Genomic DNA, 26,022 nt, shown 5'->3' on the forward strand with positions numbered 1-26,022 from the left:
GCGACCCTGCCGCCAATGACAGGGTCAAGCGGCCTACGGTGGTCGGATGGACGGCGTACGCGTGAGGCTCATGACGGAAGCGGACATCGACGCCGTGGCGGCGGTGCGGGTGCGCGGCTGGCAGGCGGCGTACCGGGGGCTGATACCGCAGGCGCACCTGGACGGCCTGAGCGTCGAGAAGGACGCGGCGCGGCGGCGGGAGTTCTTCTCCCGGGGCCTGGGGGACGTCGTCAACCTTGTGGCCGAGAACGCGGGCGGCAAGGTGGTGGGCTGGGCGTGTCTCGGTCCGTACCGGGACCGCGATCTCCCTTCGGGCGACGCGGAGTTGTACGCGATCTATGTACGCCCCGACCAGATCGGCACCGGAATCGGCCACGCCCTGCTGACGGAGTCCATCACCAGAGCCGCCGAACGCGGCTTCCCGCACCTGCGGCTCTGGGTCCTCGAGGGCAACACCCACGCCCGTCACTTCTACGAGCGCGCGGGCTTCACCCCCGACGGCGGCCAAGAGGACTACGAGGTGGAAGGCGTCCCCGTCCCCGAACTCCGCTACGCCCGGTCTCTCGCCCCCACGGCCGTCTGAGGCCACGACAGCGCGGCGCCCCGACGGTGGTCTCCACAGGCAGCGCCGCCCGGGGGACGCGGACGCGGCACTGCCGCGGTGGGCCCCGAACCGCACGGCCCGGCACCGCACCGGGCGCCGCCGGGTTCACCGCACACCCGCGCCTCAACGCACCCGCGCCCCCGCTTGTCCGGCGCCGGACGACGTAGGGCGGCGCCGCTGGACGCGCGCCGGCGCCACCGCGGCCACGCTCAGCCAGCAGGGCAGCGGGCACGGCAGTGCGCCCCAGGGACGGGCCGCCCAGAACCGACCCCACCGCCACCCGGCCGACCGCTGAACCGCCACCGCGTCACCGCACCCGCGCCCGCCCCGACTTGTCCGGGGCCGGGCGGCGGGTGGGGCCGGCGTCGGGGGCGGCCCCGAGGCCGCCGCCACCGCTGATACGGGCCAGGGCGGCCGCCGCGGCGGCGCTCAGGCGGGGGTGACGGGAGGCGGAGGTGAGGGCGGGGACGGCGCGTTCGTCGCCGATGGCGCCCAGGCCCTCGACGCAGGCGCGGGCGATCGGCCAGTGGCGGTCGCGGGCGGCCAACTGACGCTCCAGGGCGGCGACGAGGGCCGGGACGGACTCGGGGGCGCGGAGTTCGACGAGCAGGCGGATGGGGTGGAGGGAGTAGGCGGTGCGCAGCGGGTTCGTGGCCAGGGCGGCCGCGGCGCGGGCGGTGCGCGGGTCGCCGAGGCGGGCGAGGACGCGGGCGGCGGTCGCGCAGCGGGCCGGTTCGCGGTAGTTGAGGAGGAGCACGAGGGTTTCGAAGGCCCGCCGGTCACCCGCGCTGCCGAGCACGAACGCGGCGGTCTCCCGCGCCCACAGCGGCTGCTCGGGCGCGACGAGGATACGGGCGAGCTGTTCACGGGCGGCGGGGCTGCCCTGCCGTACGAGCGCGAGCAGCGACGCGTGGGCCCTGGTCTCCTCCGGGGATGAGAGCGAGGCCCGCACCCGGTCGGTCAGTACGCGGAATTCTTCGTCCATGTCGTGGTCTCCCCTCCCCGGTGACCTGCGCCCGGCGCCCCGGCGCGCGGGTCACAAAATGTGCCCTGGCATCTTGGTTACCCGCGAGTTAAACTGACGACACGAGCAGCACCCCTGCTCTGGCGGCCTGGTGACGCAGCCGCCGTGTGAAGTCGGTTCGGCAGTGCAGTTCTGTACGGCGTGGCCCCGGGACAGGGCCGGCCGTGTGTCTCCCACGGGCAGTTTGCTCCGTGTGGCGCTGTCCGTCAGGGAGCGTGCAAGCCCTTCCGCTCCTTCCGCCGGAGTTTCGTGTCAGCCCACCGCGCTTGACCGAAACGCGCATGACCGAAAGCTCCTCTCAGTCGTCACGTCATCCCCACTTCCGGGGAACACCCTCTGGAGTCCGCGATGGACCGTCTTCCGACCAACGACGCCGGCCGTCCCTCCGGCCGTACGCCCTCCCCAGATCTCTCCCCCTCCTCGGCCTCACTCACTACTGTCGCCGTCATCGGGCTCGGCACGATGGGCACCGGAATCGCCGAACTGCTGGCCCGCGCGGGCCGCGAGGTGATCGGCGTCGACATCAGCGAGAGCGCCGCCCGCCGGGCCTTCGCCGCGCTGGAGACCGCCACCGCCCGCGCCGTGCGCCGCGAGCGGATGACCGAGCGGGAGCGCGAGGACGCGCTCGCCCGCTTCCGCGTCTCCACCGATCTGCGGGCCGCGGCCGACGCCGACCTGGTGATCGAGGTCGTGCCGGAGAGCTATGACATCAAGCAGGAGGTCTTCACCGCCCTGGACGCCGTCGTCCGGCCCGACACCATCCTGGCGACCGGCACCAACGCGCTGTCCGTGACCCGGCTGGCCGCCGACTCCGCCCACCCGGAGCGCGTTCTCGGCCTGCATTTCTTCCATCCCGCGCCCGCCATGAAGCTCGTCGAGATCGTCTCCAGCGTGCTGACCTCCCCGGCCGCCGTCGCCGCGGTCACCGCGCTCGCCCACGACCTCGGCAAGGAGCCCGTCGGGCTCGGCGACCGGCCGGGATTCGTCGCCGACGGGCTGCTGTTCGGCTATCTCAACCAGGCCGCCGCGATGTACGAGGCGAAGTACGCGGCGCGCGAGGACATCGACGCCGCGATGCGGCTGGGCTGCGGCCTGCCGATGGGCCCGCTGGCGCTGCTCGACCTGGTCGGCATCGACACGGCCCGTACCGTCCTGGAGGCGATGTACGCGGCCTCCGGCGACCGGCTGCACGCGCCCGCGCCCGTCCTGGGCCAGCTCGCCGAGGCCGGGCTTACCGGCCGCAAGGCGGGCCGCGGCTTTTATACGTACGAGGCGCCGGGCAGCGGCGCCGTCGTCCCGGACGCGCTGACCCCGGACCCCGCCGCCCGGGCCGCGGCCGCCGCGCGCCCGGTCCGTACGGTGGGGGTCGCCGGCTCGGGCACCATGGCGAGCGGGATCGCCGAGGTCTTCGCCAAGGCGGGCCACGACGTCGTACTGGCCGCCCGCGCCCCGGAGAAGGCGGAGGCGGCCAAGGCCAGGATCGCCCGGTCCCTGGAGCGGTCGGTGGCCAAGGGCCGGCTGAGCGAGCAGGCCCGCGACGAGACGCTGGCCCGGATCGCCCCGGCCGGATCGCTGGACGCCTTCGCGGACGTGGACCTGGCGGTCGAGGCGGTCGCGGAGGACCTGGCCGTCAAACAGCAGCTGTTCGCGACCCTCGACAAGGTCTGCAAACCGGGCGCGGTGCTGGCCACGACCACCTCCTCCCTCCCCGTCATCGCCTGCGCCCGCGCGACCTCGCGCCCGCAGGACGTGATCGGCCTGCACTTCTTCAACCCGGCACCCGCGATGAAACTGGTCGAGGTGGTGCGTACGGTCCTCACGGCGGACGACGTGCGGGCCACCGCACACGAGGTGTGCCGGGCCGTGCGCAAACACCCGGTGGACTGCGGCGACCGGGCCGGCTTCATCGTCAACGCCCTGCTGTTCCCGTATCTCAACAACGCGGTGAAGATGGTCCAGGAGCACTACGCCTCGCCGGACGCCATCGACGCCGCGATGAAACTCGGCGGCGGCTATCCGATGGGGCCCTTCGAGCTGTTGGACGTCGTGGGCCTGGATGTGTCGTTGGCCATTGAGAAGGTGCTGCACCGCGAATTCCGGGAGCCCGGTCTGGCGCCCGCGCCGCTGCTGGAGCACCTGGTCGCGGCGGGGTGCCTGGGGCGGAAGACGGGGCGCGGCTTCCGCGAGTATGCGAAGGCCTGAGGAGCGGCCGGCCTGGGGCGGGCTGCTGGAGCCCGCCCCGGCGACCCCAGGGGTCCAGGGGGCATCCCCCGGGGAAATGCAGTACGTTCCCCACATGTCCCAGCCTCTGAAGGCCACTCGTACGCCGCGTACGAACCGCTCGAACTCCTCCTCCGGCAGCGGCAGCGCCGGCAACCGCCGGGCCTCCGCGCAGCGCCTCACCATGCGCCGCAAACTGGCGGCCGCGGCCATGGAGTTGTTCGCCACCCAGGGCTACGAGGCGACGACGGTCGACGAGATCGCGGCGCGAGCGGGGGTCGCCCGCCGCACCTTCTTCCGCCACTTCCGCTCCAAGGAAGAGGCGATCTTCCCGGACCACGACGACACACTGGTGCGGGCCGCGGACGTACTGGACGCGGCGCCACCGCACGAGCACCCGCTGGACACGGTGTGCCGGGGGATCAAGGAGGTCATGCGGATGTACGCCGCCGCCCCCGCGGTCTCCGTGGAGCGCTACCGCCTGACCCGCGAGGTGCCCGCCCTGCGCGAGCGCGAAATCGCCTCGGTGGCCCGCTACGAGCGGCTGTTCACCAGCTATCTGCTGGGCCACTTCGACGAGGGCGCCCACCACGACGGCGACGACGACCCGCTGCTCGCGGAGGTCGCCGCCTCCGCCGTGGTCACCGCGCACAACCACGTCCTGCGGCGCTGGCTGCGCGCGGGCGGGGTGGGCGATGTGGAGGGACAGCTGGACCACGCCTTCGACATCGTCCGCCAGGCCTTCGGCACAGGCATCGGCGCCGCCCGCCCCGTCCCCACCCGCCCGGCGGCCACGGTGTCGGCCAAGGGCGAGGAGGACGTAATGGTGCTGGTCGCCCGCACGGACGCCCCGCTGGACGAGGTCATGCGCACGATCGAGCAGGCGCTGAAGCGGTAGCCCAGGCCCACGGCGGGTAATTTGGAACCCCTTCTACCCCGCCTGCGTGAAGCGGACCGCGAAGCCGCCGTTCTTCGGGATGGCGATCGACAGGCGGGAGGCGGACGTCACGTCGCGGGTCTCGGTGACGATCTGGCCGTCCGCGCCGTCCTTGTAGAGCTCGGCGCGCCAGTTACCCGCGCCCAGGAAGGTCAGGGGCTCGTCCAGGGTGCGGGCATCGCCTGAGGTGATCGCGCCCAGGTACCAGTCGTCGCCGGAGCGGCGGGCGAGGACCGCGCGGTCGCCGGGGGCGCCGTCGACGAGCTTGGTGTCGTCCCACACCGTGGGTACGGTCCGCAGGAACTTCCGGGCGAGCGGCCTGCCGTCGTACGACTCGACGCTGTCAGCGAAGTGCTGCACCCCCGACTCGTACACCACGGACAGCGCGAGTTCCGCCCCGTCGCTGGTGGGCCGTACCCCGGTGAAGGTGACGGGGGTGAAGTCCATGGAGCCGATGAGGTTACGGGTGAAGGGCAGCGTGGTGTAGTGCGCGGCCGGGAAGGGTTCGCGGCCGGGCTTGGGACGGGTGCCCTCGGCCCCCTTGACGGCTTCGGTGCTCATCAGCTGGGGCCAGGTGCGCTCCTGGCCGCGCGGGATGGTGGCGCCGTGGAAGTTCAGCATGAACTGGTACTTCGCACTGTCCTTGAAGACCGCGTCGTACCAGCGCATCCGGTCCTGCCCGTCGGACTCCAGGAAGTCGATCTTCAGCCCGACGACGCCCCAGGACTTCCACAGCGGCATCAGCCGGTCCCGCTCGCTCTGCGCGTCGATGGTCTGCCAGCGCGCCCACAGCCAGATGCCGACGCCCTTCTCCTTGGCGTAGGCGGTCAGCTCGGGCACCCAGTCGTTGCTCCAGCCGGAGTCGACGAGGACGTAGCTCCAGCCCTCCCGGGCGGCGAAGTCGACGAACTTCTTCTGCGCGGCGAGGCTGGTCGGGCTCTGCCCGTCGGACCACCAGGACCACGCGGCCTTGCCTGGCTTGATCCAGGAGGTGTCGGCGACCTTGGAGGGCGCGGCGAGGTCGGTGGGCAGGTCGCTCTCGGTGACGGTGGCGAGGTCGCCGATGACGAGGGTGCGCCAGGGTGTGGTGAGGCCGGGGGAGCTGACCTCGGCGGGGTCGGGGAGGGTCAGTTCGAAGCGGTCGGTGGTGGCGTCGAGGGTGAGGCGGGAGCCGCCGTAGGAGCTGTTGAGGTCGGCTTCCTCGACGAGCAGCCAGCTGTCGCCGATGTGGAACAGCGAGGGGTAGCCGTAGTCGCCGGCCTTGGCGTCGGCGACGGTGGTGTGGTCGTGGGCCGATTCGTAGTCCTGGCGGCCGTTGTCGTAGGGCAGCAGGAAGGAGTCGGCGGTCGGCGGGACAGCGAACTCGGTCGCCTCGCCGAGCACGGTGACGGTGTCCTTGCCGGGCAGTACGTAGCGGTAGGCCAGCCCGTCGGCGGCGACCCGGACGACGACCTTGAGGGTCTGCCCCTGTTTGCGGAAGGTGAAGGTGGACTCGGAGGCGTCGGAGGTGTGGTGGGTGCGGCGTCCGCTGACGGTCGTGTACGTCTCGTGGATCCGCCGGTCGCTGCGTCCTTCGTAGCGCAGCCCGGCGCTGAAGTCGGTGTCGGCGGTGCGGATGCCGAGCGCGGAGGGGCGCAGGACGGTGGTGCGGCCGTGCTGGGCCGACAGGGTCAGCCCGCCGTCGCTGGTCAGCGTGAGCTGCCCGCTGACCTGGCCTTGTCCGGTCAGCCGCCAGCTGTGACCGTCGGTCCGTGCGTCGGCTTTCGCGTCGGCCTGCGCCCGTAGCGGTACGAGGACGGCCACGGCGCAGGCGATGGCCGCCGCGGCTCTGGTGACCCTGGATCGTATGACGCGCAACGTTCCCTCCCGTTGGAGTCGGCTCTAGGAATGCGACAGGAGTACGGCTCGATACATCTGATCTATCCGGTGTCTTGACGCATCATTAGCCCGTTCCTACGCTCCCGTCTAGCCAAATCATCGGATCAATCTGTTTGCTGTGTTGGATGGAGCTGATCGAAAGATGGCAGTCAGCAGACGTGGATTCCTGGGCCGGGTGGCGGTCGGCGCGGCCGCCGGGACGACGGCGGGGGCCCTCGCCGAGCCGGCCGCCGCCGCCACGCCGACGGCGGCGCAGCAGGCCGTGACCCTGCGGGGGATGCGGACCGACAGAGAGTGGGAACGGTTCCTCTCCGGGCAGGACCTGCTCTGGAAACGGATGCCGCGCACCTGGTACGAGGGGCCGTTCCTCGGCAATGGACTGTTCGGCTCGATCGTCTACCAGGAGCCGGGCGAGAACGCCCTGCGCTTCACGGTCCACCACAGCGAGTCCCAGGACCACCGCCCCGCCGAGGGCGGCAGCGACTGGGGCGTGGCGCGGCTGCCGGTCGGCAATCTGCTGCTGCGCCCGGTCGGCGCGATCACCGGCGTCGATCTGCGCCTGGACCTGTGGAACGCCGAGGTGCGCGGCACCATCACCACCGGCCAGGGCACGCTGAAGCTGCGCGCCCTGGTGCACAACGACCGGACGATGCTGCTGGCCACCGTGGAGGCGAGCGAGGGCGAGGAGGGCTTCCGCTGGGAGTACCGCCCCTCCCCCGCGATCAGCCCGCGTATCGTCCGCGAGAACCCGCCGGCGGGCTTCGAGCCGAACCCGGCCCCGGTCAGCCGCACCGAGGACGGGATGGGCATCACCGTCCAGTCGCTGGTCCCGGGCGGGCAGACGGCGAGCGCGTACAAGGAGCGCGGTACGGGCCGGGAGCGCACGTACTACCTGGCGGTCGCACACTCCTTCCCCGGTACGGACGCGGAGGGCCGGGTCCGCACCACCGTCCGCAAGACGTCCGCGCTCCCGGTCTCCAGCCTGCTGCGCTCCCACCGCGACTGGTGGCACCGCTTCTACCGCAAGAGCTTCATCTCCGTCCCCGACGGCATGCTGCAGAGCTTCTACTGGATCCAGCTCTACAAGCTGGCCTGCGCGGCCCGTGAGCACGCCCCCGTCATGGCCACCACCGGCCCCTGGGTGGAGCCCACCCCCTGGCCCGGGGTGTGGTGGAACCTCAATGTGCAGCTGGAGTACTGGCCGGTCTACGGCTCCAACCACCTGGAGCTGGACGCGATCCCGCGCACCCTCACCGAGAACACCGACGTCCTGATCAAGGCGCTCAAGCCCGAGTACCAGGCCGATTCGGCCGGGCTGCGCCGCTCCACGGACGCGCAGTGCGAGGACAACGGCTCGATGCCGGTCCCGGGCGTCGGTGACCCGGAGGTCGGCAATCTGCCGTGGGCGCTGCACAACGTATGGCTGACCTACCGGCACTCCATGGACCGGGGCCTGCTGGAGGATGTGCTCTATCCGCTGCTGCGCCGCTCCACCAACTACTACCTGCACTTTCTCCAGGAGCAGCCGGACGGCAAGCTGCATCTGCCGAAGACCTTCTCCCCCGAGTACGGGTCGGCCCCGGACTGCAACTACGACCTGGCGCTGCTGCGCTGGAGCTGCAAAACCCTGCTGGAGACCGTCGAGCTGCTGGGCAAGGACGACGAGCTGGCGCCGAAGTGGCGCGAGGTGCTGGACAAGCTGGTGGACTACCCGGTGGACGAGAACGGCTTCATGATCGGCACCGGGGTGCCGTTCGCCAAGTCGCACCGCCACTACTCGCACATGCTCTCCGTCTACCCCCTCTACCTGGTCAACTGGGACCAGAAGGAGAGCCGCGACCTGATCGCGCGCTCGCTGGACCACTGGATCAGCTTCGAGGGCGCGCTGCGCGGCTACAGCTTCTCGGGCGCGGCCTCGATCTCCACCCAGATGGGCCGGGGCGATGACGCGCTGAAGTATCTGCGCGAGCTGGTGGCGCGGTTCATCCAGCCCAATACGCACTACTACGAGGCGGGCCCGGTCATCGAGACCCCGCTGTCGGGCGCGCAGTCCATCCACGACATGCTCTGCCAGAGCTGGGGCGACACCATCCGCTTCTTCCCGGGCGTGCCGGGCGAGTGGCGGGACGTCACCCTGCACGACTTCCGCACCCAGGGCGCGTTCCTGGTCAGCGGGGTGCGCAAGGGCGGTACGACGCGCTGGGTGCGGGTACGCAGCCTGGCCGGGGAGCCGTGCCGCGTCCGGCACTCGATCGGCGGGCGGATCACCGTGGCCGGGGTCGGCGGTCCCGCGCCGAAGTGGCGCGAGGTGGCCGACGGCGTGATCGAGCTGGACCTGGACCGGGACGAGGAGGCGGTGGTGTACCCGGCGGGGTCGCGGCCCGACTTCGAGATCGCGCCCGTGAAGGTCACCGAGCCCGCCGAGCGCTGGGGGCTGCCGGCGCTGCCGGAGACGGGCGCGGCCACCCCGGTGGATCTGGTCGGCCACTTCGACAACGACGCCATCACCACCGAGATGTACTACGGGGACGGCGACTTCGACGGCACCGGCCGGACGTATCCGATGGCCCAGCTGCCCCAGACCGGGCAGACGGAGGACGACGGGATCACCTTCTCGTTCACCAACGGCAGCGAGGGCTCCAACAACAACGTCATCGCGGCCGGCCAGAAGATCTCCGTCCCGGCGGGCGCCTACGCCAGGCTGCATGTGCTGGGCTCGGGCGATACGGCGGATGTGACGGTGCCCGCCGAGCTCGGTTACGCGGACGGCTCGACCGCGAAGGTGAACGTCGCACTCACGGCCTGGCTGTCGGGCCCGAAGTACGGCGAGACGGAGGCGGTGCGCACCAGCCAGATCCACACCCGTACCGGCCCGCTGGGCACCAAGGCGGCGATCTTCCACCAGAAGGTGGAGCTGGACCCGGCGAAGGAGCTGTCCACCGTGACCCTGGGCGCCCCGTCGGGGACCGCGAGGGGGCATATTTTCGCGCTCACGCTGGAGAAGAGCGGCTGACCCCACGCAATCACGCACCGAACGCGACGGCCGTCCCATCCGGGGCGGCCGTCGCCGCTCATGTGTGCCCTCAAGATGACAACTGAGAGAATTTGTTGGCACGCAGTGTCTTGCGACCTGGCACAGGGTGCCATACGGTGATGTTGTCCGAGCGGACGACGCGCAGCACGAACAACGGCGCGCCGACTGTCCCCGCAAGCCGCTTTGCGCGCCCGGACCGCCTGCGTCACCAGGCACCCTCCGCGCTACCCGCGCGCTGCTCAGCACCACCTCCGCCGAACCGACGGCACCAGCAGCACAGCACCCGTCAAAGAGCCCAGCGTTCCCTCAAGCGTCCCCCGACGCTTCGCCGGAGGCACCGATGAACGAAATCCTGGACGCGATCCTGGCGTCGACAGCGCCCGACCACGGCTCCCCCGCCCTGGGGCCCGCGGACTTCGCCGCCCTCCCCGTCCCCGAGTCGTACCGCGCGGTGACCGTGCACAAGGACGAGGCCGAGATGTTCACCGGCCAGACCACCAAGGAGAAGGACCCCCGTAAGTCCCTGCACGTGGACGAGGTGCCGGTGCCCGAACTCGGCCCCGGCGAGGCCCTGGTGGCCGTCATGGCCTCCTCGGTCAACTACAACTCCGTGTGGACCTCGATCTTCGAGCCGCTGCCCACCTTCGGGTTCCTGGAGCGGTACGGCAGGCTCTCCCCGCTCGCCAAGCGGCATGATCTGCCGTACCACATCATCGGCTCCGACCTCGCGGGCGTCGTGCTGCGCACCGGGCCGGGCGTCAACATCTGGCAGCCCGGCGACGAGGTCGTCGCACACTGTCTGTCCGTCGAGCTGGAGTCCGCGGACGGCCACAACGACACCATGCTCGACCCCGAGCAGCGCATCTGGGGCTTCGAGACCAACTTCGGCGGCCTCGCCGAGCTCGCGCTGGTCAAGTCCAACCAGCTCATGCCCAAGCCCACCCATCTGAGCTGGGAGGAGGCCGCCGCCCCGGGTCTGGTCAACTCGACCGCCTACCGGCAGCTGGTCTCCCGTAACGGCGCCGGGATGAAGCAGGGCGACAACGTGCTGATCTGGGGCGCCAGCGGCGGCCTCGGCAGCTACGCCACCCAGTTCGCCCTCGCCGGCGGCGCCACCCCGATCTGCGTGGTCTCCTCGCCCCGCAAGGCCGAGATCTGCCGGGCCATGGGCGCCGAGGCGATCATCGACCGCAGCGCCGAGGACTACAAGTTCTGGAAGGACGAGCACACCCAGGACCCGAAGGAGTGGAAGCGCCTCGGCAAGCGCATCCGCGAGCTGACCGGCGGCGAGGACGTGGACATCGTCTTCGAGCACCCGGGCCGGGAGACCTTCGGCGCGAGCGTGTACGTCACCCGCAAGGGCGGCACCATCGTGACCTGCGCGTCCACGTCCGGCTACACCCACGAGTACGACAACCGCTATCTGTGGATGTCGCTCAAGCGCATCGTCGGCTCCCACTTCGCCAACTACCGCGAGGCGTGGGAGGCCAACCGGCTGATCGCCAAGGGCAAGATCCATCCCACCCTCTCCAAGGTCTACTCCCTGGAGGAGACCGGCCAGGCCGCCCACGACGTCCACCGCAACGTCCACCAGGGCAAGGTCGGCGTGCTGTGCCTCGCCCCCCGGGAGGGCCTGGGCGTGCGCGACCCGGAGCTGCGCGAACGCCACATCGACGCCATCAACATCTTCCGGGACGCCGCATGACGGCCCGCGAAGAGCGGAGGGAACAACGGAGGAAGAAGGACCGGCCCTGGCTGATGCGGACCTACGCCGGGCACTCCTCCGCCGAGGCGTCCAACGACCTGTACCGGCGCAACCTCGCCAAGGGCCAGACCGGCCTGTCCGTCGCCTTCGACCTGCCCACCCAGACCGGCTACGACCCGGACCACATCCTGGCCCGCGGCGAGGTGGGCCGGGTCGGCGTCCCGGTCTGCCACCTCGGGGACATGCGCCGGCTGTTCCAGGACATCCCCCTGGAGCGGATGAACACGTCCATGACCATCAACGCCACCGCCATGTGGCTGCTGGCGCTGTACCAGGTGGTCGCGGAGGAGCAGGGCGCCGACGTGGCCGCGCTGCAGGGCACCACGCAGAACGACATCGTCAAGGAGTACCTGTCGCGCGGGACGCATGTCTTCCCGCCCGGGCCGAGCCTGCGGCTGACCACCGACATGATCGCGTACACGGTCGGCGCCATCCCCAAGTGGAACCCGATCAACATCTGCAGCTACCACTTGCAGGAGGCCGGGGCCACCCCGGTGCAGGAGATCGCCTACGCGATGTCCACCGCGATCGCCGTGCTGGACGCCGTACGGGCCTCCGGGCACGTGCCCCAGGAGCGCTTCGGCGATGTGGTGGCCCGTATCTCCTTCTTTGTGAACGCGGGCGTCCGGTTCATCGAGGAGATGTGCAAGATGCGCGCCTTCGGCCGGATCTGGGACCGGATCACCCTGGAGCGCTACGGCGTCCAGGACCCCAAGCACCGCCGCTTCCGCTACGGCGTCCAGGTCAACTCCCTCGGGCTGACCGAGGCCCAGCCGGAGAACAACATCCAGCGCATCGTGCTGGAGATGCTGGCGGTCACCCTCTCCAAGGACGCCCGCGCCCGCGCCGTACAGCTCCCGGCCTGGAACGAGGCGCTGGGGCTGCCGCGCCCCTGGGACCAGCAGTGGTCGCTGCGCATCCAGCAGGTCCTCGCCCATGAGAGCGATCTGCTGGAGTACGACGACATCTTCGCCGGCTCGCACGTCATCGAGGCCGAGGTGGACGCGCTCGCCGAGGCCGCGCTGGCCGAGATCGACCGGATCCAGGAGATGGGCGGGGCCATGGCCGCCGTCGAGTCCGGCTATCTCAAGGCGCGGCTGGTCGCCTCGCACGCCGAGCGCAGGGCGCGCATCGAAGCGGGCGAGGAGAAGATCGTCGGCGTCAACTGCTACGAGTCCACCGAGCCCAATCCGCTCACCGCCGACCTGGACACCGCGATCATGACGGTGGACCCTTCGAGCGAGGCGCGGGTGGTCCATGCGCTGGTCGCCTGGCGTGACCGGCGCGAGGAGGGCCGGGCCCAGGACGCCCTGGCCGCGCTCAAGAAGGCCGCGGCGGGCAGCGACAACCTGATGGGCCCGACCCTGGAGTGCGCCCGCGCGGGCGTCACCACGGGCGAGTGGTCCTGGGCGCTGCGGGAGGTGTTCGGCGAGTTCCGCGCCCCGACCGGGGTCGGCGGGGCGCCCGTGGCGGTCGCCGCCGAGGAGGGCACCCCGCTCGCCGCCGTCCGCGCCAAGGCCGCCGCGACCGCCGCCGACCTCGGCGTCGGCAAGCTGCGGCTGCTGGTCGGCAAGCCGGGCCTGGACGGGCACAGCAACGGCGCCGAGCAGATCGCCGTACGGGCCCGGGACGCCGGTTTCGAGGTGATCTACCAGGGGATCCGGCTCACCCCCGAGCAGATCGTCTCGGCGGCCGTCGCCGAGGACGTGCACTGCGTCGGTCTTTCCATACTCTCCGGCTCGCACGCCGAGCTGGTGCCGGACGTACTGGCCCGGCTGCGCGAGGCCGGGGCCCCCGACATCCCGGTGATCGTCGGCGGGATCATCCCGGCCGCGGACGCCGTGGCGCTGCGCGAGGCCGGAGTGGCTGCCGTGTTCACCCCGAAGGACTTCGGTATCACAGAGATCATCGGCCGTATCGTCGACGAGATCCGCACCGCGAACCACCTCGACCCCCTGGAGGTCCCCGCATGACCGCCCTCCCGTCGCCCGCCACCACCCTTCCAGCGAGCGGCTCCGCCGCGTCCCTTCCTTCTGTCAACCGTCTCCGCCCGCGCCGCTCCTGCCTCGCCGTGCCCGGCAGCAACCCGCGCTTCCTGGAGAAGGCGCAGGGCCTGGCCGCCGACCAGGTCTTCCTGGACCTGGAGGACGCATGCGCACCGCTGGCCAAGCCCGGGGCGCGGCACACCATCGTCAAGTACCTCAACGAGGGCGACTGGACGGGCAAGACCCGGGTGGTGCGCGTCAACGACTGGACGACCGAGTGGACGTACCGCGACGTGGTGACGGTGGTGGAGGGCGCGGGCCCCAACCTCGACTGCATCATGCTGCCGAAGGTGCAGAACGCCGAGCAGATCGTCGCGCTCGACCTGCTGCTGACGCAGATCGAGAAGACGATGGGGTTCGAGGTCGGCCGGATCGGCATCGAGGCGCAGATCGAGAACGCCCAGGGCCTGAACAACGTCAACGCGATCGCGCAGGCCTCCCCGCGCATCGAGACGATCATCTTCGGCCCGGCCGACTTCATGGCCTCGATCAATATGAAGTCGCTGGTCGTGGGCGAGCAGCCGCCCGGCTATCCGGCCGACGCCTACCACTACATCCTCATGAAGATCCTGATGGCCGCCCGCGCCAACGACCTCCAGGCGATCGACGGACCGTATCTCCAGATCAAGAACGTGGACGGCTTCCGCGAGGTCGCGGGCCGCGCCGCCGCGCTCGGCTTCGACGGCAAATGGGTGCTGCACCCGGGCCAGGTCGAGGCCGCCAACGAGGTCTTCTCGCCCTCGCAGGAGGACTACGACCACGCCGAGCTGATCCTGGACGCGTACGAGTACTACACGTCCGAGGCGGGCGGCAAGAAGGGCTCGGCGATGCTCGGCGACGAGATGATCGACGAGGCCAGCCGCAAGATGGCGCTGGTGATCGCCGGCAAGGGCCGGGCCGCCGGTATGGCCCGTACGTCCCGCTTCGAGACCCCGGAGGCGTGAGCGCCATGCAGTTCGGCCGGACCTATGAGGAGTTCTCGGTGGGCGATGTCTACCGGCACTGGCCGGGGAAGACCGTCACCGAGTACGACGACCACCTCTTCTGTCTGCTCACCATGAACCACCACCCGCTCCACCTGGACGCCAACTACGCCGAGAAGACGACCGACTTCGGCAAGAACGTGGTGGTCGGGAACTACATCTACTCGCTGCTGCTCGGCATGTCCGTCCCCGACGTCTCCGGCAAGGCCATCGCCAACCTGGAGGTCGAGTCGCTGCGCCATGTCGCGCCCACCTTCCACGGCGACACGATCTACGGCGAGACGACGGTGCTCGGCAAGACCCCGTCGAAGTCCAAGCCCGACCGGGGCGTGGTCCATGTGGAGACCAAGGGCTACAAGCAGGACGGCACGCTCGTCTGCGTCTTCCGGCGCAAGGTGATGGTGCCGACGGCGACATACATCAAGGAGCGGGGCGGCGAGCAGCCCGGCCGGCCCCAGCTGGGAGAGGACTGAGATGAGCCGCCTCGCGCAGACCGACGGCCTGACGGACGTCCAGCAGGAGATCCTGGCGACCGTCAGGGACTTCGTCGACAAAGAGATCCTGCCGGTCGCCACCGAGCTGGAGCACCGCGACGAGTACCCGGCCCAGATCGTCGAGGGCCTGAAGGAGCTCGGCGTCTTCGGGCTGATGATCCCCGAGGAGTACGGGGGGCTCGGCGAGTCGCTGCTGACCTACGCGCTGTGCGTGGAGGAGATCGCCCGCGGCTGGATGAGCGTGTCCGGCATCATCAACACCCACTTCATCGTCGCGTACATGCTTAAGCAGCACGGCACCCAGGAGCAGAAGGAGTACTTCCTGCCCAAGATGGCGCTGGGCGAGATCCGCGGCGCCTTCTCGATGTCGGAGCCGGGCCTGGGCTCGGATGTGTCCGCGATCACCACCAAGGGCGTCCGGGACGGCGACGACTATCTGCTCACCGGCCAGAAGATGTGGCTGACCAACGGCGGCACCTCCACGGTGGTGGCGGTGCTGTGCCGTACGGATGAGACGACGGCCGAGGGAGCCGAGGGACTGGCGCCGCACAAGTCCATGACCACCTTCCTGGTGGAGAAGGAGCCGGGCTTCGGCGAGGTCCGCCCCGGGCTGACCATCCCCGGCAAGATCGAGAAGATGGGCTACAAGGGCGTCGACACCACCGAGCTCATCCTGGACGGACTGCGCATTCCGGCGGATCGCGTCCTCGGCGGCACGACCGGCCGCGGTTTTTACCAAATGATGGACGGAGTGGAGGTCGGGCGGGTCAATGTGGCCGCCCGTGGCTGCGGTGTGGCGCGCCGCGCCTTCGAGCTCGGCGTTGCATATGCACAGCAGCGGCACACCTTCGGCAAACCCATCGCGCAACATCAGGCCATCCAGTTCAAACTGGCCGAAATGGCCACAAAGGTCGAGGCGGCCCATGCGATGATGGTCAACGCGGCCCGTAAGAAGGACGCGGGCAGGCGCAATGACCTGGAGGCGGGGATGGCCAAGTACCTGGCCTCCGAGTACTGCAAGGAGGTCGTGGAGGACGCCTTCCGCATCCATGGCGGCTACGGCTTCTCCAAGGAGTACGAGATCGAGCGCCTGTACCGCGAAGCCCCGATGCTTCTCATCGGCGAAGGGACCGCCGAGATCCAGAAAATGATTATCGGACGACGACTGCTGGAGGAGTACCGTATCAACGGCTGAATTTACCTTTTTGGCATGGTATTGCGGTGGTGACCGCGAGAAGAAGATCACACCATGCCGGGGAGACTTCAGCCACCGACAGGCCCCGGCGCTTGCCCAGTTACCGCTCGCAACCGATACGATCCCGGAAAGCCGCCGTCCCCAAGTGTTATGTTGCGGCACCCTCCGCTACGAAGGTCATCCATGCCCCACAGCCAATCCTCTGCACCTCGCGGCCGCGTCCGCCTCGCGCGCGGAGCGTCGCCGTGGCTCCTCCCGACCGTCGCCACGGCGGCGGTCAGCCTCACTCGCGCCCGCCGCTCCGGACGCTGGGCGGCGGTCGCCGTGCCCGCCACCGCTCTCGCGGCGGGCATGCTGTGGTTCTTCCGCGACCCTGAGCGAGAGATCGCTGAGGGCCGGGTCATCTCTCCGGCCGACGGCGTGGTGCAGAGCATCATGCCGTGGAAGGACGGGCGCACCCGCGTCGCCATCTTCATGAGCCCGCTGAACGTCCATGTCAACCGCGCCCCGCTGGCCGGCACCGTGACGTCCGTCGAGCACATCCCCGGCGGCTTCGTGCCCGCGTTCAACAAGGAGAGCGAGAACAACGAGCGGGTTGTCTGGCACTTCGACACCGAGCTCGGCGACATCGAGATGGTGCAGATCGCCGGTGCCGTCGCCCGGCGCATCGTGCCGTATGTGCCCCAGGGCACCAAGGTGGAGCAGGGCGAGCGGATCGGCCTGATCCGCTTCGGTTCGCGCGTCGACATCTACCTCCCCAAGGGCATCGACGTCGCGGTCGAGGTCGGCCAGACCACCACAGCGGGGGTGACTCGCCTTGACCGTCACTGATCCCGAAACACAGGCCGCCGCCTGGGCCCCCGGGGCCGAGGTGGACGAGGACATCGACGAGACGGACGACATGCCGCTGTCGACGCGCCTGTCGATAGCGGACACGCTCACCCTCGGAAACGCGACCTGTGGCTTCCTGGCGGTGTACTTCACCACCACCGGCGTCCTCATCCCGCACCTGACGGGCAGCGAGGACGGCGGCATGACCCGGCACAGCGCCGCCTCCGCGGTCATGCTGATGCTGCTCGCCTCCGTCTTCGACCTGTTCGACGGGCTCGTCGCGCGCAAGCTGCGCAGCTCGGCGATGGGCGCGGAGCTGGACAACCTCTCCGACCTGATCAGCTTCGGGCTCGCCCCCGCGTACTTCGTGGTGGTGTGGGGCATGGTCGCCGCCCCCGACGCGTACCAGCGGGTGACGGCGGTCGCCGCGATCGTGGTGCTGCTGGCGGTGGTGCTGCGGCTTGCGAGATTCTCCTGCGTGACCATGCCCGACGGCGTCTTCCAGGGCATGCCGAGCCCCTTCGGCGCGCTCACCGTGGTGTCGGTCGTGCTCCTGGGCCTGCCGTTCGTCCCCACACTGCTGGCCATCGTCGGCGTCGCCTGGCTGATGGTGAGCCGCGTGGAGTACCCCAAGCCCCGCGGCCGGCTCGCGGTCGCCATGCTGAGCTGGATCGTCACCAGCATGGCCCTCCTGGCGGCCTGGGCCTTCGAGGCCCCCGGCGGCGAGCTGCTGCTCCAGACCGCCTGCGCCCTGCAGCTGGTCCTCGGCGCGGTGATCCCCCTCTTCCCCTGGGCCGGCGGGGTCACCGCCTTCCGCCACACCGGCGGGGGGGCGTGGGCGGCGCAGCGGCGGTAGCGCGGCTACCCGCCATACGGAATGGGGGTGGCCCCGCGCGAATCGCTGGGGCCCACCCCGTTTCGGTGTTCTCGCGGCCCCTCGGGATCGTACGTATAGAGCTCCGGCCACTGGTGCTCCGGCCACGGAACCGGCTCAGGCGAGGAAGTCCGCCGCGAGCTGTTCCGCCGCGCGTTCCAGGAGGGGGCCGGCCTCGGCGATGCAGCGGGCGGGGTCCGGTTCCAGGGCGGTCAGGGGGTAGGCACGGCTGATGCCCGCGTCGGCCAGGGCCTCCGGGGGCAGTGCGAGACGGCCGCAGACCGCGACCACCTCGACGCCGCGCGCCCGCGCCGCGGCCGCCACGCCCGCCGGGGCCTTGCCGTGCAGGGTCTGCTCGTCCAGGGAACCCTCGCCGGTGATCACCAGGTCGGCGCGGGCCAGCGCGGGCGCGAAGCCGAGGACGTCGAGCATCACCTCGATCCCGGGGCGGAAGGCCGCGCCGAGGCCGACGAGCGCGCCGTAGCCGATGCCGCCCGCCGCGCCCGCGCCGGGCGCCTGCGCGCACTCCGCGGCCCGCGACCCCACCGCCCGCCCCAGCACCTCCGCGTAGTGGGCGAGCGCGGCGTCCAGGGCCGCGACATCGGCCTCGGTCGCGCCCTTCTGCGGGCCGTACACCGCCGCCGCGCCCTTCGGCCCGGTCAGCGGATTGTCCACATCGCTGGCCAGAACGATCTCGGTGTCCGCAAGGCGCGGGTCCAGCCCGCTCAGATCCCCCGTGGCCAGCCCCCGCAGCGGACCACCCCCGTGTTCGACCGGCTCGCCCGCGTCGTCCAGCAGCCGGGCGCCCAGCGCGGCCAGCATGCCCGCGCCGCCGTCGGTGGTCGCGCTGCCGCCGACCCCGAAGACGATGGTGCGGGCGCCCGCGTCCAGCGCCGCGCGCAGCAGCTCACCACTGCCGTACGTGGTCGCGGTCAGCGGCGCGAAGACCCCCTTGGGCAGATGGCGCAGCCCGGACGCCTCGGCCATCTCCACCACCGCCACCTCGCCGCGCAGCGCGTACGCCGCGGTCACCGGCTCGCCCAGCGGCCCCGTCACCCGTGCCGTACGCCGCTCGAACCCGGCGGCGACCGCCGCGTCCACCGTCCCGTCGCCGCCGTCGGCGACGGGCAGCGCCTCGACGCTCACCGCCCCGGCCCCGCCCGGCGCCCCGCGCCGCAGCCCGGCCGTCACATGCTCGGCGACCTCCACGGCCGTCAGCGAGCCCTTGAACTTGTCCGCGGCGATCAACACCCGCCTCGGCGCCCCCGGCCGTATCCCGTCCCGGCCCCGCGCCCCTGCCTTCGCAGCATCCGTCACCGTCGTAACCTCTCGCTCTCCGCCCCCGGCCGACGACCCGCCACCCCTCAGCCGGACCCTATATCGGGCGGTCCGGCCTGCGTATGCGCACCGGCTCGGGTAAACCTGACCACATGGCCCTAGGCGGGAGCACACTCGCGGATCGGATCCTCGGCGGCTGGCTCGGCCGCATCGCCGGGAACATGCTCGGCAAGCCCGTGGAGCGCGGTGACCACTGGACCCGGGAGCGGATCGACCGCTATCTGCGCCGCGCGGACGCCCTGCCCCTGACCGACTACTTCCCCGCGCTGGAGCCGCCGCCGGACCCCGTGGAGTTCGAGCTGCGCCCGGAGTGGCAGGAGTGCACCCGGGGCCGGATCCACGGCAGCTGCCGGGACGACGACATCGACTACACCCTGCTGGGGCTGCAGCTCCTGGAGACCCACGGCTTCGACTTCACCACCGAGCAGGTCGGCGACCTGTGGCTGCTGCGCCTGCCGTATCTCCAGACCTTCACCGCCGAGCGGGTCGCCTACCGCAACCTCACCGCCGGGGTGAAGCCACCGCTCACCGCCACCCTCGACAACCCCTACCAGGAGTGGATCGGCGCCCTCATCCGCGCCGACATCCACGGCTGGGTCAACCCCGGCGACCCGCGCACCGCCGCCGCGATGGCCCGGCGCGACGCCGTACTGTCGCACACCGGCAACGGCGTGTACGGGGCGATGTGGGCGGCCGCCCTGATCGCCGCCGCGTTCACGGCCGACGGCCCGCGCGACGCGATCGAAGCGGCGCTGGACCGCATCCCGCCCCGCTGCCGCCTGGCCCGTACGGTCCGCAAGGCCGCCGCCCTGTACCAGGCGGGGGTGAGCCGGCCGGACGCGCTGGACCAGCTGGAGCGGGAGACCAGCGGGCTGCACTGGATCCACACCGTGCCCAACGCGGCCGTCATCACGGCCGGGCTGCTCTACGGCGAGGGCGACTTCACCTCGACCATTGCCCTCACCGTGCGCGGCGGCCTGGACACCGACTCCAACGGCGCGACGGCCGGGTCGGTCGCGGGCGTCCTGTACGGCGCGGCGGCGATCCCCCCGCAGTGGACCGAACCGCTGCGGGACCGGGTGCGCAGCGCGGTGTTCGGCTTCGACGGGGCCCGGATCAGCGACCTGGCGGCGCGCACGCACCGGCTGGCGATGGCACGGGCGGGAGCGGGGGCGGCTGTGGGCTGAGCATGTGCCCAGAGGGCCGAGCCGTTACGCGCGGGTCCGGTCCACCGCGTCCCACGCGTCGCCCAGCCAGCTGTCGTAGCTGTCGAGCAGCGCGAGGAGCGACGCGGTCACGCGCTCGTCCCATCCGTCCGCCACCGCGTCGAGCACGAAGCTGTCCCCCACCCCGCTGTGGTAGTCGAGGACAACCCGGTCCCCCGCGCGCCACTTCGTACGGCGCGGCATGCGCGCGACGTCGCCGCTGGCCGCGATCAGGCTGCCGACCATGATGGCCAGCTGGATCGGGGAGATCAGCCACCACACGCCCCACCAGAAGGCCCGCCCCTTGAGCCCGGTGACGGGCTGCGCCCCGGCCGGCTGGACGGTCCAGCGGGTGCGGATCCGGCCGCCCGTCATGGCCGGTTCGCGGACGACGAGAGCCAGTGGCTCGCCGGCCGCGCCCAGCACCTCGTAGGTGGCGGGGGCGCCCTTGGCCGCCGACTTGGTCACGACCTGGGCGAACACCTGCGTGCGGTGCGGGTCGGCCCAGAGAGCGAAGGCGCGGACGCCCTGCTTGCGGGCAGCGCGGTACTCGTCGTGGCCGCCGCCGGGCGGAAGCCGCCGCTCGGGGTAGGCCACGGTCCGTATCACCTCGCCGCCCTCGGGGTCGGGGCCGTCGGAGGTGCGTATCTCCAGGGTGACGCGCCCGTCCTGAGGCGGCGGATCCCCCTTTCGCCGCACGCTCGTATCGCTCAGCCACACAGACCGCGTCATCTGGAACTCTCCGCCTCCGCCGCGCCGATCATGTTCGATGGCGGACTTTACCGCTCCGTATAAACGGTCCGGATAAACGCGCTCGCTGCCGTCCCTACTCGGTGCGTACGCTCGCCCCATGAGCACCGAAGCGACGCGCCGACCGCTCGTGGCGATCCTGAGCGGGGCCGGTATCTCCACGGACTCCGGGATCCCCGACTACCGCGGCCCGCAAGGGCTGTGGCGGCGCGATCCGGAGGCCGAGAAGCTGGTGACGTACGAGTACTACATGTCCGACCCGGACATCCGCCGCCGCTCCTGGCAGATGCGGCGGGACAGCCAGGCGCTGCGCGCCGAGCCGAACCAGGCGCATGAGGCCGTGGCGCGGCTGGAGCGGTCAGGCACGCCGGTCCGGGTGATCACGCAGAACGTGGACGGACTGCACCAGCTCGCCGGGCTCCCCGCGCGCAAGGTCCTGGAGCTGCACGGCACGGCGCGGGCCGTGCAGTGCACGCGTTGCAAGGTGCGCTCCGAGATGGCGGAGGCCCTGGAGCGGGTGGCGGGCGGTGAGCCCGACCCGGCCTGTCTGGCGTGCGGCGGGATCCTGAAGTCGGCCACGGTGATGTTCGGGGAAAGCCTCGATCCGGAGGTGCTGACGGGCGCGGTCGCGGTGGCGAAGGCGTGCGAGATCTTCATCGCGGTCGGCACCAGCCTCCAGGTCCAGCCCGCGGCCTCGCTCACCGGGATGGCCTCGGAGTCGGGGGCCCGGCTGATCATCGTCAACGCCGAGCCCACGTCGTACGACGAGCTCGCGGATCAGTTGATCCGCGAGCCCATCGGCACGGCCCTGCCGGCGCTGCTGGAGCGCATCGCGGCGGAAGGGTGAGAGCCGGGGACAACCGGGCGCCCGTCAGCGGCGGGTGATCAGCGGGTCCCAGTCCTGGGGGGTGTCGCTGTAGCGGTAGCCGGTGAGCGGGATCTTGATGCGCCCGGTGGTGTCGGTCAGCACCAGCCGCTCACCCATATCGCGTGTGCAGCGCCGATCCGGCGGGCAGTCCCAGCGAACCAGGCGGTCGTTGTCGGCCCAGGCGACCGTCATCCCGCCCGGCGCACCGACCGTCCGGTGCGTCCGCGTCTCCTTCACGGTCGCCGTCCAGCCGTCGCCCACCGTGTAGTAGCGCCCGTCCGGCGATAGGCCGGCAAACGGCCCGACCACGCCCTCCTCGTACGCGGGGGCCTTCTTGCTCAACCGCCCTTCCAGGTCGTACCAGGTCTCCATGGCGCCGCCCGGGGGCAACGGGACCAGCAACAGCTTGCCGTCCCGGCTCCACCGCACGTCCAGACGGCCGACGCCGATGAACGTGTCATCCGTGTCGACGCCCTTCGGACGGTACTCCTTCCGGCCCGAGTCGACGTCGACCAGGTAATAGCCGGTCCTCGCATGGGACGTGAACCGGTTGCGGGCATCGGTCTCGACATCCGGATAGCCGCTGTACGTGGTCACCGCCAGCCGCTTTCCGTCCGGCGACCACTGCACCCCGCCCGCCTTGCGCTCCAGCGGGATCCACTTCGTCACCTTCCCGGTGTCCAGATCGAGGATCCCGACCCGGGACGCGGGCAGTGTCTTCTCCAGGACGGCCGCTCGGCGCATCCCGGGGGCGACATCCAGCCAGCCCCAACGCGTCTTCTCGTACTGCTGCGTCCCGGGGTCGTACAGATACCAGGTGTACGTCGTCCGCTCGACCCCGTCCTGCTTCCGGGTCTTCCGGTCCGCCTGATACGCCGACACCGCGACGCCCCCGGCGGCGATCAGATGGCGCGGCGGGGACTCGCGCGGGTACGCGGACACGTCGTTGGGCATCCGTTGCGCCGGCCCCGATTGGGCGGGCTGATCGTGCTCCGCCAGCACCGGCACCGCCACGCCGCCCGCCAGCAGCGCGAAGGCGGCGGCCGTCACCGTCACCGCGGTGGCCCGGCGCCTGCGGCGGCGCAGCAGGGCCCGGCCGGCCAGGTCGGGCCGGGCCGGGGTCGGTGTCTCCTCGGCCCATTCGCGCAGCGTGTCCCGCAACAGCTGGTCAGCGTTCACTTCCACACCTCCGCAGGTGAGTTGCCGAAATCGGGGCCACAGGAGACGGCGCCGGGGGCCAACTCCGGTACGAGCTTGCGCAGTTTGGCCAGCGCCCGGTGTGTCGTACTGCGGACGGTGCCCACCGAGCAGCCGAGCAGTTGGGCCACCTCCCCCTCGGGGCAGTCCTCGAAGTAACGCAGCACCAACATGGAGCGCTGACGCGCCGTCAGCCGGGCGAGCGCCCGGCGCAGCTGGATTCTCAGCTCGGCCGCGCCGGTGACGTCCTCGCGCCCGGCGGCGTCGGGGAGTTCGGCCACCGTGGTCTCACGGCGCGTACGCAGCAGCCGCCACAGGCTCACCTGCTGCCGGTAGAGCACCTGCCGCAGATACGCCTCGGGGTTCTCCAGCCTGCCCCAGCGCCCCGCTGCCTTCGCCAGCGCCGTCTGCAGCAGGTCCTCGGCGGCGTGGGTGTCGCCGCCGGTCAGGAGGGTCGCCGTGCGCATCAGCGCGGGCGAGCGCGCCGCGACGAATTCGCGGAAGCGGCGCTCTTCCTCGTCATTCATGGTTCCCCGTGATCGGTCGTCTTCGTCTCGCGGTCGTCTCTCACCTCCTTGGACGTGTGCGGGGGCGCTCCGCTATGCCGGGCCGGTCAAAAAAGTTGGAGGCCCGGCTGCCGCCCCCGCGCCTCGAAGTCCAGCAGCTGCCGCTTGCGGTCGAGCCCGCCGCCGTAGCCGGTGAGGCTGCCGGTGGAGCCGACCACGCGGTGGCAGGGGACGATGATGCCCACCGGGTTCTTGCCGTTGGCCAGGCCCACGGCGCGGGATGCGGTCGGCCGGCCGAGGCGGTCGGCGAGCTGTCCGTACGAGACGGTCTCGCCGTACGGGATGCGCTGCAACTCGGACCAGACACGGCGCTGGAACGGGGTGCCGGACAGCCGCAGCGGCAGGTCGAACTCGGTCAGCTCGCCCGCGAAGTAGCGGCTCAGCTGACGGATGGTCTCGGCGAACGGGGACTCGTCGGGGTCGCCGGGGGCGCCGAAGGTCTCCTCGGCCGGACGGTGGCGCTGGTCGGTCATATAGAGCCCGGCCAGGGCGGTTTCGTCGGCGACGAGGGTCAGTAGCCCGTACGGGCTGTCAATGGTGGTGTGGGTGCGGGACATGCTGGGTTTCTCTCGATTCCGGGTTTCCTACGATGCGGGCAGGTAGTTGATCGGGTGATCGCCGGTGGCCCACAGGTACTGGACGGCGTACGCGCGCCAGGGCCGCCAGCGGGTCGCGTACCGGGTCAGCGCCCCCGGGGTGGCGGGCAGCCCCAGTTCGGCGGCGGCGTGCCGCACCCCGAGGTCGGTCGGGAGAAACGCGTCCGGGTCGCCCAGCGCGCGCATCGCGATGACCTCGACGGTCCACGGCCCGATCCCGGGCAGCTCGGCCAGGCGCGCCCGCGCCTCGTCCCAGTCGCTGCCGATGCCGAGTGCGAGGCGGTCCGAGGCGAGCGCGTCGATCAGGCCGAGGAGCGTGGCGCGGCGGGTGCGCGGCATGGCCAGCGCCTCGGGGTCGAGGCCCGCCAGGGCCCGCGCGGTCGGGAAGAGATGGGTCAGCCCGCCCGACGGGTCCTCGATCCGCTCACCGTGTGCGGTCACCAGCCGGGCCGCGTGCGTACGGGCCGCCGCCGTGGACACCTGCTGCCCGAGCACCGCGCGGACCGCGAACTCGTCGGCGTCCACCGCACGCGGCACCCGCCGCCCCGGCGCCTTGTCGACCAGCGGCGCGAGGTCGGGGTCGGTGCGCAGCAGCTCGTCGACCGCGACGGGGTCGGCGTCCAGGTCCAGCAGCCGCCGGCATCTGCTGATCGCCCCGGCCAGGTCGCGCATATCGGTGAGGGACAGCTGACAGCCGATGTGGTCCGGCTCCGGGCGCAGCGTCACGACCCCGTGTCCGTACGGCAGCCGCAGCGTGCGGCGGTACGCGCCGTCGCGCCACTCCTCCACCCCGGGCACGGCGGTGGCGGCCAGGTGGCCGAAGAGGTTGTCCGGGCACAGCGGCGCCCGGAACGGCAGCCGCAGAGTCAGCGCGCCCGGCGCGGCGGACCGCCCGCCGCGCTTGGCCCGCTGCCGCAGCTCGGTGGGCGACAGCGCGAACACCTCACGGACGGTGTCGTTGAACGCCCGGATGCTGGCGAAGCCGGCCGCGAAGGCGATCTCCGCCATCGGCAGCCCGGTGGTCTCGATGAGCAGCCGCGCGGTCTGCGCGCGCTGCGCCCGGGCCAGGGCGAGCGGACCCGCGCCGAGCTCGGCGCGCAGCTGCCGCTCGATCTGGCGCGTGCTGTACCCGAGGCGGGCGGCGAGGCCGGGCACCCCGTCGCGGTCGACCACCCCGTCGGCGATCAGCCGCATCGCGCGGGCGACCAGGTCGGCGCGCTCGTTCCACTGCGGCGAGCCGGGGCTGGCGTCGGGGCGACAGCGCTTGCAGGCCCGGAACCCGGCCTGCTGGGCGGCCGCCGCACTCGGGTGGAAGCGCATGTTCTCGGGCTTGGGGCCGACGACCGGGCAGCTCGGACGGCAGTAGATGCCGGTGGTGACGACGGCCACGAAGAACCATCCGTCGAACCGCGCGTCCTTGGCCTGGGCGGCGCGCAGGCACCGGTCGGTGTCGGTATGCATGGCTCAAGCATCGGCCATCGGAAGGCCCCTGGCTCGCGAGAATCCGACATCGACGTCTGGGGGGCGAAGGTGGCTCCGCGGTGGGTCCGTGGGTGTCCACTCGCCCCGCCGAGCCACGGCATATTGGCGCGAAAGGGCAGTCCAGAGGCGCTGTGAT

The 26,022-nt window shown here is 71.5% G+C and carries 21 protein-coding genes; 13 read left to right on the top strand and 8 right to left on the bottom strand.

What is annotated here, in order from left to right:
* The first annotated feature begins 46 nt into the window (after window positions 1–46).
* Complete coding sequence (locus ACFV2X_RS21525; protein WP_385618705.1) at window positions 47–583, top strand: GNAT family N-acetyltransferase; 537 nt, start codon at window positions 47–49, stop codon at window positions 581–583.
* A 328-nt stretch (window positions 584–911) separates the two neighbouring features.
* On the opposite strand, the gene ACFV2X_RS21530 is transcribed toward ACFV2X_RS21525, so the two are convergent.
* A complete protein-coding gene (locus ACFV2X_RS21530) occupies window positions 912–1,589 on the bottom strand; it encodes a HEAT repeat domain-containing protein (RefSeq protein WP_385618708.1) in 678 nt (225 codons plus the stop codon).
* Between the two features lie 387 nt (window positions 1,590–1,976).
* Here ACFV2X_RS21530 and ACFV2X_RS21535 point away from each other — a divergent pair, with 387 nt between their 5' ends.
* Window positions 1,977–3,830, top strand: a complete 1,854-nt coding sequence (locus ACFV2X_RS21535) for a 3-hydroxyacyl-CoA dehydrogenase family protein (protein WP_385618711.1) — start codon at window positions 1,977–1,979, stop codon at window positions 3,828–3,830.
* Window positions 3,831–3,924: 94 nt separating this feature from the next.
* Complete coding sequence (locus tag ACFV2X_RS21540) at window positions 3,925–4,746, top strand: TetR family transcriptional regulator (protein WP_385618713.1); 822 nt, start codon at window positions 3,925–3,927, stop codon at window positions 4,744–4,746.
* Window positions 4,747–4,779: 33 nt separating this feature from the next.
* On the opposite strand, the gene ACFV2X_RS21545 is transcribed toward ACFV2X_RS21540, so the two are convergent.
* Window positions 4,780–6,642 carry a glycoside hydrolase family 97 catalytic domain-containing protein gene (locus ACFV2X_RS21545; RefSeq protein ID WP_385618716.1) on the bottom strand — a complete coding sequence of 621 codons (1,863 nt, stop codon included), beginning with the start codon at window positions 6,640–6,642 and terminating at the stop codon, window positions 4,780–4,782.
* Between the two features lie 163 nt (window positions 6,643–6,805).
* Here ACFV2X_RS21545 and ACFV2X_RS21550 point away from each other — a divergent pair, with 163 nt between their 5' ends.
* The 8 genes from ACFV2X_RS21550 (at window position 6,806) to pssA (ending at window position 17,866) form a co-directional block, all read left to right on the top strand.
* Window positions 6,806–9,676 (top strand): Tat pathway signal sequence domain protein, encoded by a 2,871-nt coding sequence (locus ACFV2X_RS21550; protein WP_385618718.1) that lies wholly within the window; start codon window positions 6,806–6,808, stop codon window positions 9,674–9,676.
* Between the two features lie 361 nt (window positions 9,677–10,037).
* Window positions 10,038–11,402 (top strand): crotonyl-CoA carboxylase/reductase, encoded by a 1,365-nt coding sequence (ccrA, locus tag ACFV2X_RS21555; protein WP_385618720.1) that lies wholly within the window; start codon window positions 10,038–10,040, stop codon window positions 11,400–11,402.
* Window positions 11,399–13,435, top strand: coding sequence for a protein meaA (locus ACFV2X_RS21560; RefSeq protein WP_385618722.1), 2,037 nt, complete (start codon window positions 11,399–11,401; stop codon window positions 13,433–13,435). Before ccrA ends, ACFV2X_RS21560 begins: the two co-directional genes overlap by 4 nt.
* Window positions 13,432–14,451, top strand: a complete 1,020-nt coding sequence (locus ACFV2X_RS21565) for an HpcH/HpaI aldolase/citrate lyase family protein (RefSeq protein ID WP_385618724.1) — start codon at window positions 13,432–13,434, stop codon at window positions 14,449–14,451. The genes ACFV2X_RS21560 and ACFV2X_RS21565 overlap by 4 nt, the downstream gene beginning before the upstream one ends.
* A gap of 5 nt (window positions 14,452–14,456) precedes the next feature.
* Window positions 14,457–14,963, top strand: coding sequence for a MaoC family dehydratase (locus tag ACFV2X_RS21570; protein ID WP_385618846.1), 507 nt, complete (start codon window positions 14,457–14,459; stop codon window positions 14,961–14,963).
* A 1-nt stretch (window position 14,964) separates the two neighbouring features.
* Window positions 14,965–16,179, top strand: coding sequence for an acyl-CoA dehydrogenase family protein (locus ACFV2X_RS21575; RefSeq protein ID WP_385618727.1), 1,215 nt, complete (start codon window positions 14,965–14,967; stop codon window positions 16,177–16,179).
* Window positions 16,180–16,362: 183 nt separating this feature from the next.
* Window positions 16,363–17,010 (top strand): phosphatidylserine decarboxylase, encoded by a 648-nt coding sequence (locus ACFV2X_RS21580; RefSeq protein WP_385618730.1) that lies wholly within the window; start codon window positions 16,363–16,365, stop codon window positions 17,008–17,010.
* Window positions 16,997–17,866, top strand: coding sequence for a CDP-diacylglycerol--serine O-phosphatidyltransferase (pssA, locus tag ACFV2X_RS21585; protein ID WP_385618733.1), 870 nt, complete (start codon window positions 16,997–16,999; stop codon window positions 17,864–17,866). The genes ACFV2X_RS21580 and pssA overlap by 14 nt, the downstream gene beginning before the upstream one ends.
* A 135-nt stretch (window positions 17,867–18,001) precedes the next feature.
* Here pssA and ACFV2X_RS21590 read toward each other — a convergent pair whose 3' ends face one another.
* On the bottom strand, window positions 18,002–19,135 hold the full coding sequence (locus tag ACFV2X_RS21590; RefSeq protein WP_385618849.1) for a glycerate kinase: 1,134 nt from the start codon (window positions 19,133–19,135) through the stop codon (window positions 18,002–18,004).
* 179 nt (window positions 19,136–19,314) lie between these two features.
* Here ACFV2X_RS21590 and ACFV2X_RS21595 point away from each other — a divergent pair, with 179 nt between their 5' ends.
* The gene (locus ACFV2X_RS21595) at window positions 19,315–20,409 is read left to right on the top strand and encodes an ADP-ribosylglycohydrolase family protein (RefSeq protein ID WP_385618735.1); all 1,095 of its coding nucleotides are present in this window, start codon (window positions 19,315–19,317) and stop codon (window positions 20,407–20,409) included.
* Window positions 20,410–20,433: 24 nt separating this feature from the next.
* Here ACFV2X_RS21595 and ACFV2X_RS21600 read toward each other — a convergent pair whose 3' ends face one another.
* A complete protein-coding gene (locus ACFV2X_RS21600; RefSeq protein WP_385618737.1) occupies window positions 20,434–21,159 on the bottom strand; it encodes a hypothetical protein in 726 nt (241 codons plus the stop codon).
* A 118-nt stretch (window positions 21,160–21,277) separates the two neighbouring features.
* On the opposite strand from ACFV2X_RS21600, the gene ACFV2X_RS21605 reads away from it, so the two are divergent.
* Window positions 21,278–22,024: an NAD-dependent deacetylase gene (locus ACFV2X_RS21605; protein ID WP_385618739.1), complete on the top strand. Its 747-nt coding sequence runs from the start codon at window positions 21,278–21,280 to the stop codon at window positions 22,022–22,024.
* Between the two features lie 24 nt (window positions 22,025–22,048).
* Here ACFV2X_RS21605 and ACFV2X_RS21610 read toward each other — a convergent pair whose 3' ends face one another.
* The 4 genes from ACFV2X_RS21610 to ACFV2X_RS21625 form a co-directional block, all read right to left on the bottom strand.
* Window positions 22,049–23,224 carry a hypothetical protein gene (locus ACFV2X_RS21610; RefSeq protein ID WP_385618742.1) on the bottom strand — a complete coding sequence of 392 codons (1,176 nt, stop codon included), beginning with the start codon at window positions 23,222–23,224 and terminating at the stop codon, window positions 22,049–22,051.
* The gene (locus ACFV2X_RS21615) at window positions 23,221–23,769 is read right to left on the bottom strand and encodes a SigE family RNA polymerase sigma factor (RefSeq protein ID WP_385618745.1); all 549 of its coding nucleotides are present in this window, start codon (window positions 23,767–23,769) and stop codon (window positions 23,221–23,223) included. Before ACFV2X_RS21615 ends, ACFV2X_RS21610 begins: the two co-directional genes overlap by 4 nt.
* An 86-nt stretch (window positions 23,770–23,855) precedes the next feature.
* Complete coding sequence (locus ACFV2X_RS21620; protein WP_385618747.1) at window positions 23,856–24,365, bottom strand: methylated-DNA--[protein]-cysteine S-methyltransferase; 510 nt, start codon at window positions 24,363–24,365, stop codon at window positions 23,856–23,858.
* A gap of 27 nt (window positions 24,366–24,392) precedes the next feature.
* The gene (locus ACFV2X_RS21625; RefSeq protein WP_385618749.1) at window positions 24,393–25,865 is read right to left on the bottom strand and encodes a DNA-3-methyladenine glycosylase 2 family protein; all 1,473 of its coding nucleotides are present in this window, start codon (window positions 25,863–25,865) and stop codon (window positions 24,393–24,395) included.
* Window positions 25,866–26,022: the final 157 nt, after the last annotated feature.

Source organism: Streptomyces sp. NPDC059679 (genome assembly GCF_042734105.1).
Classification (GTDB): Bacteria; Actinomycetota; Actinomycetes; order Streptomycetales; family Streptomycetaceae; genus Streptomyces.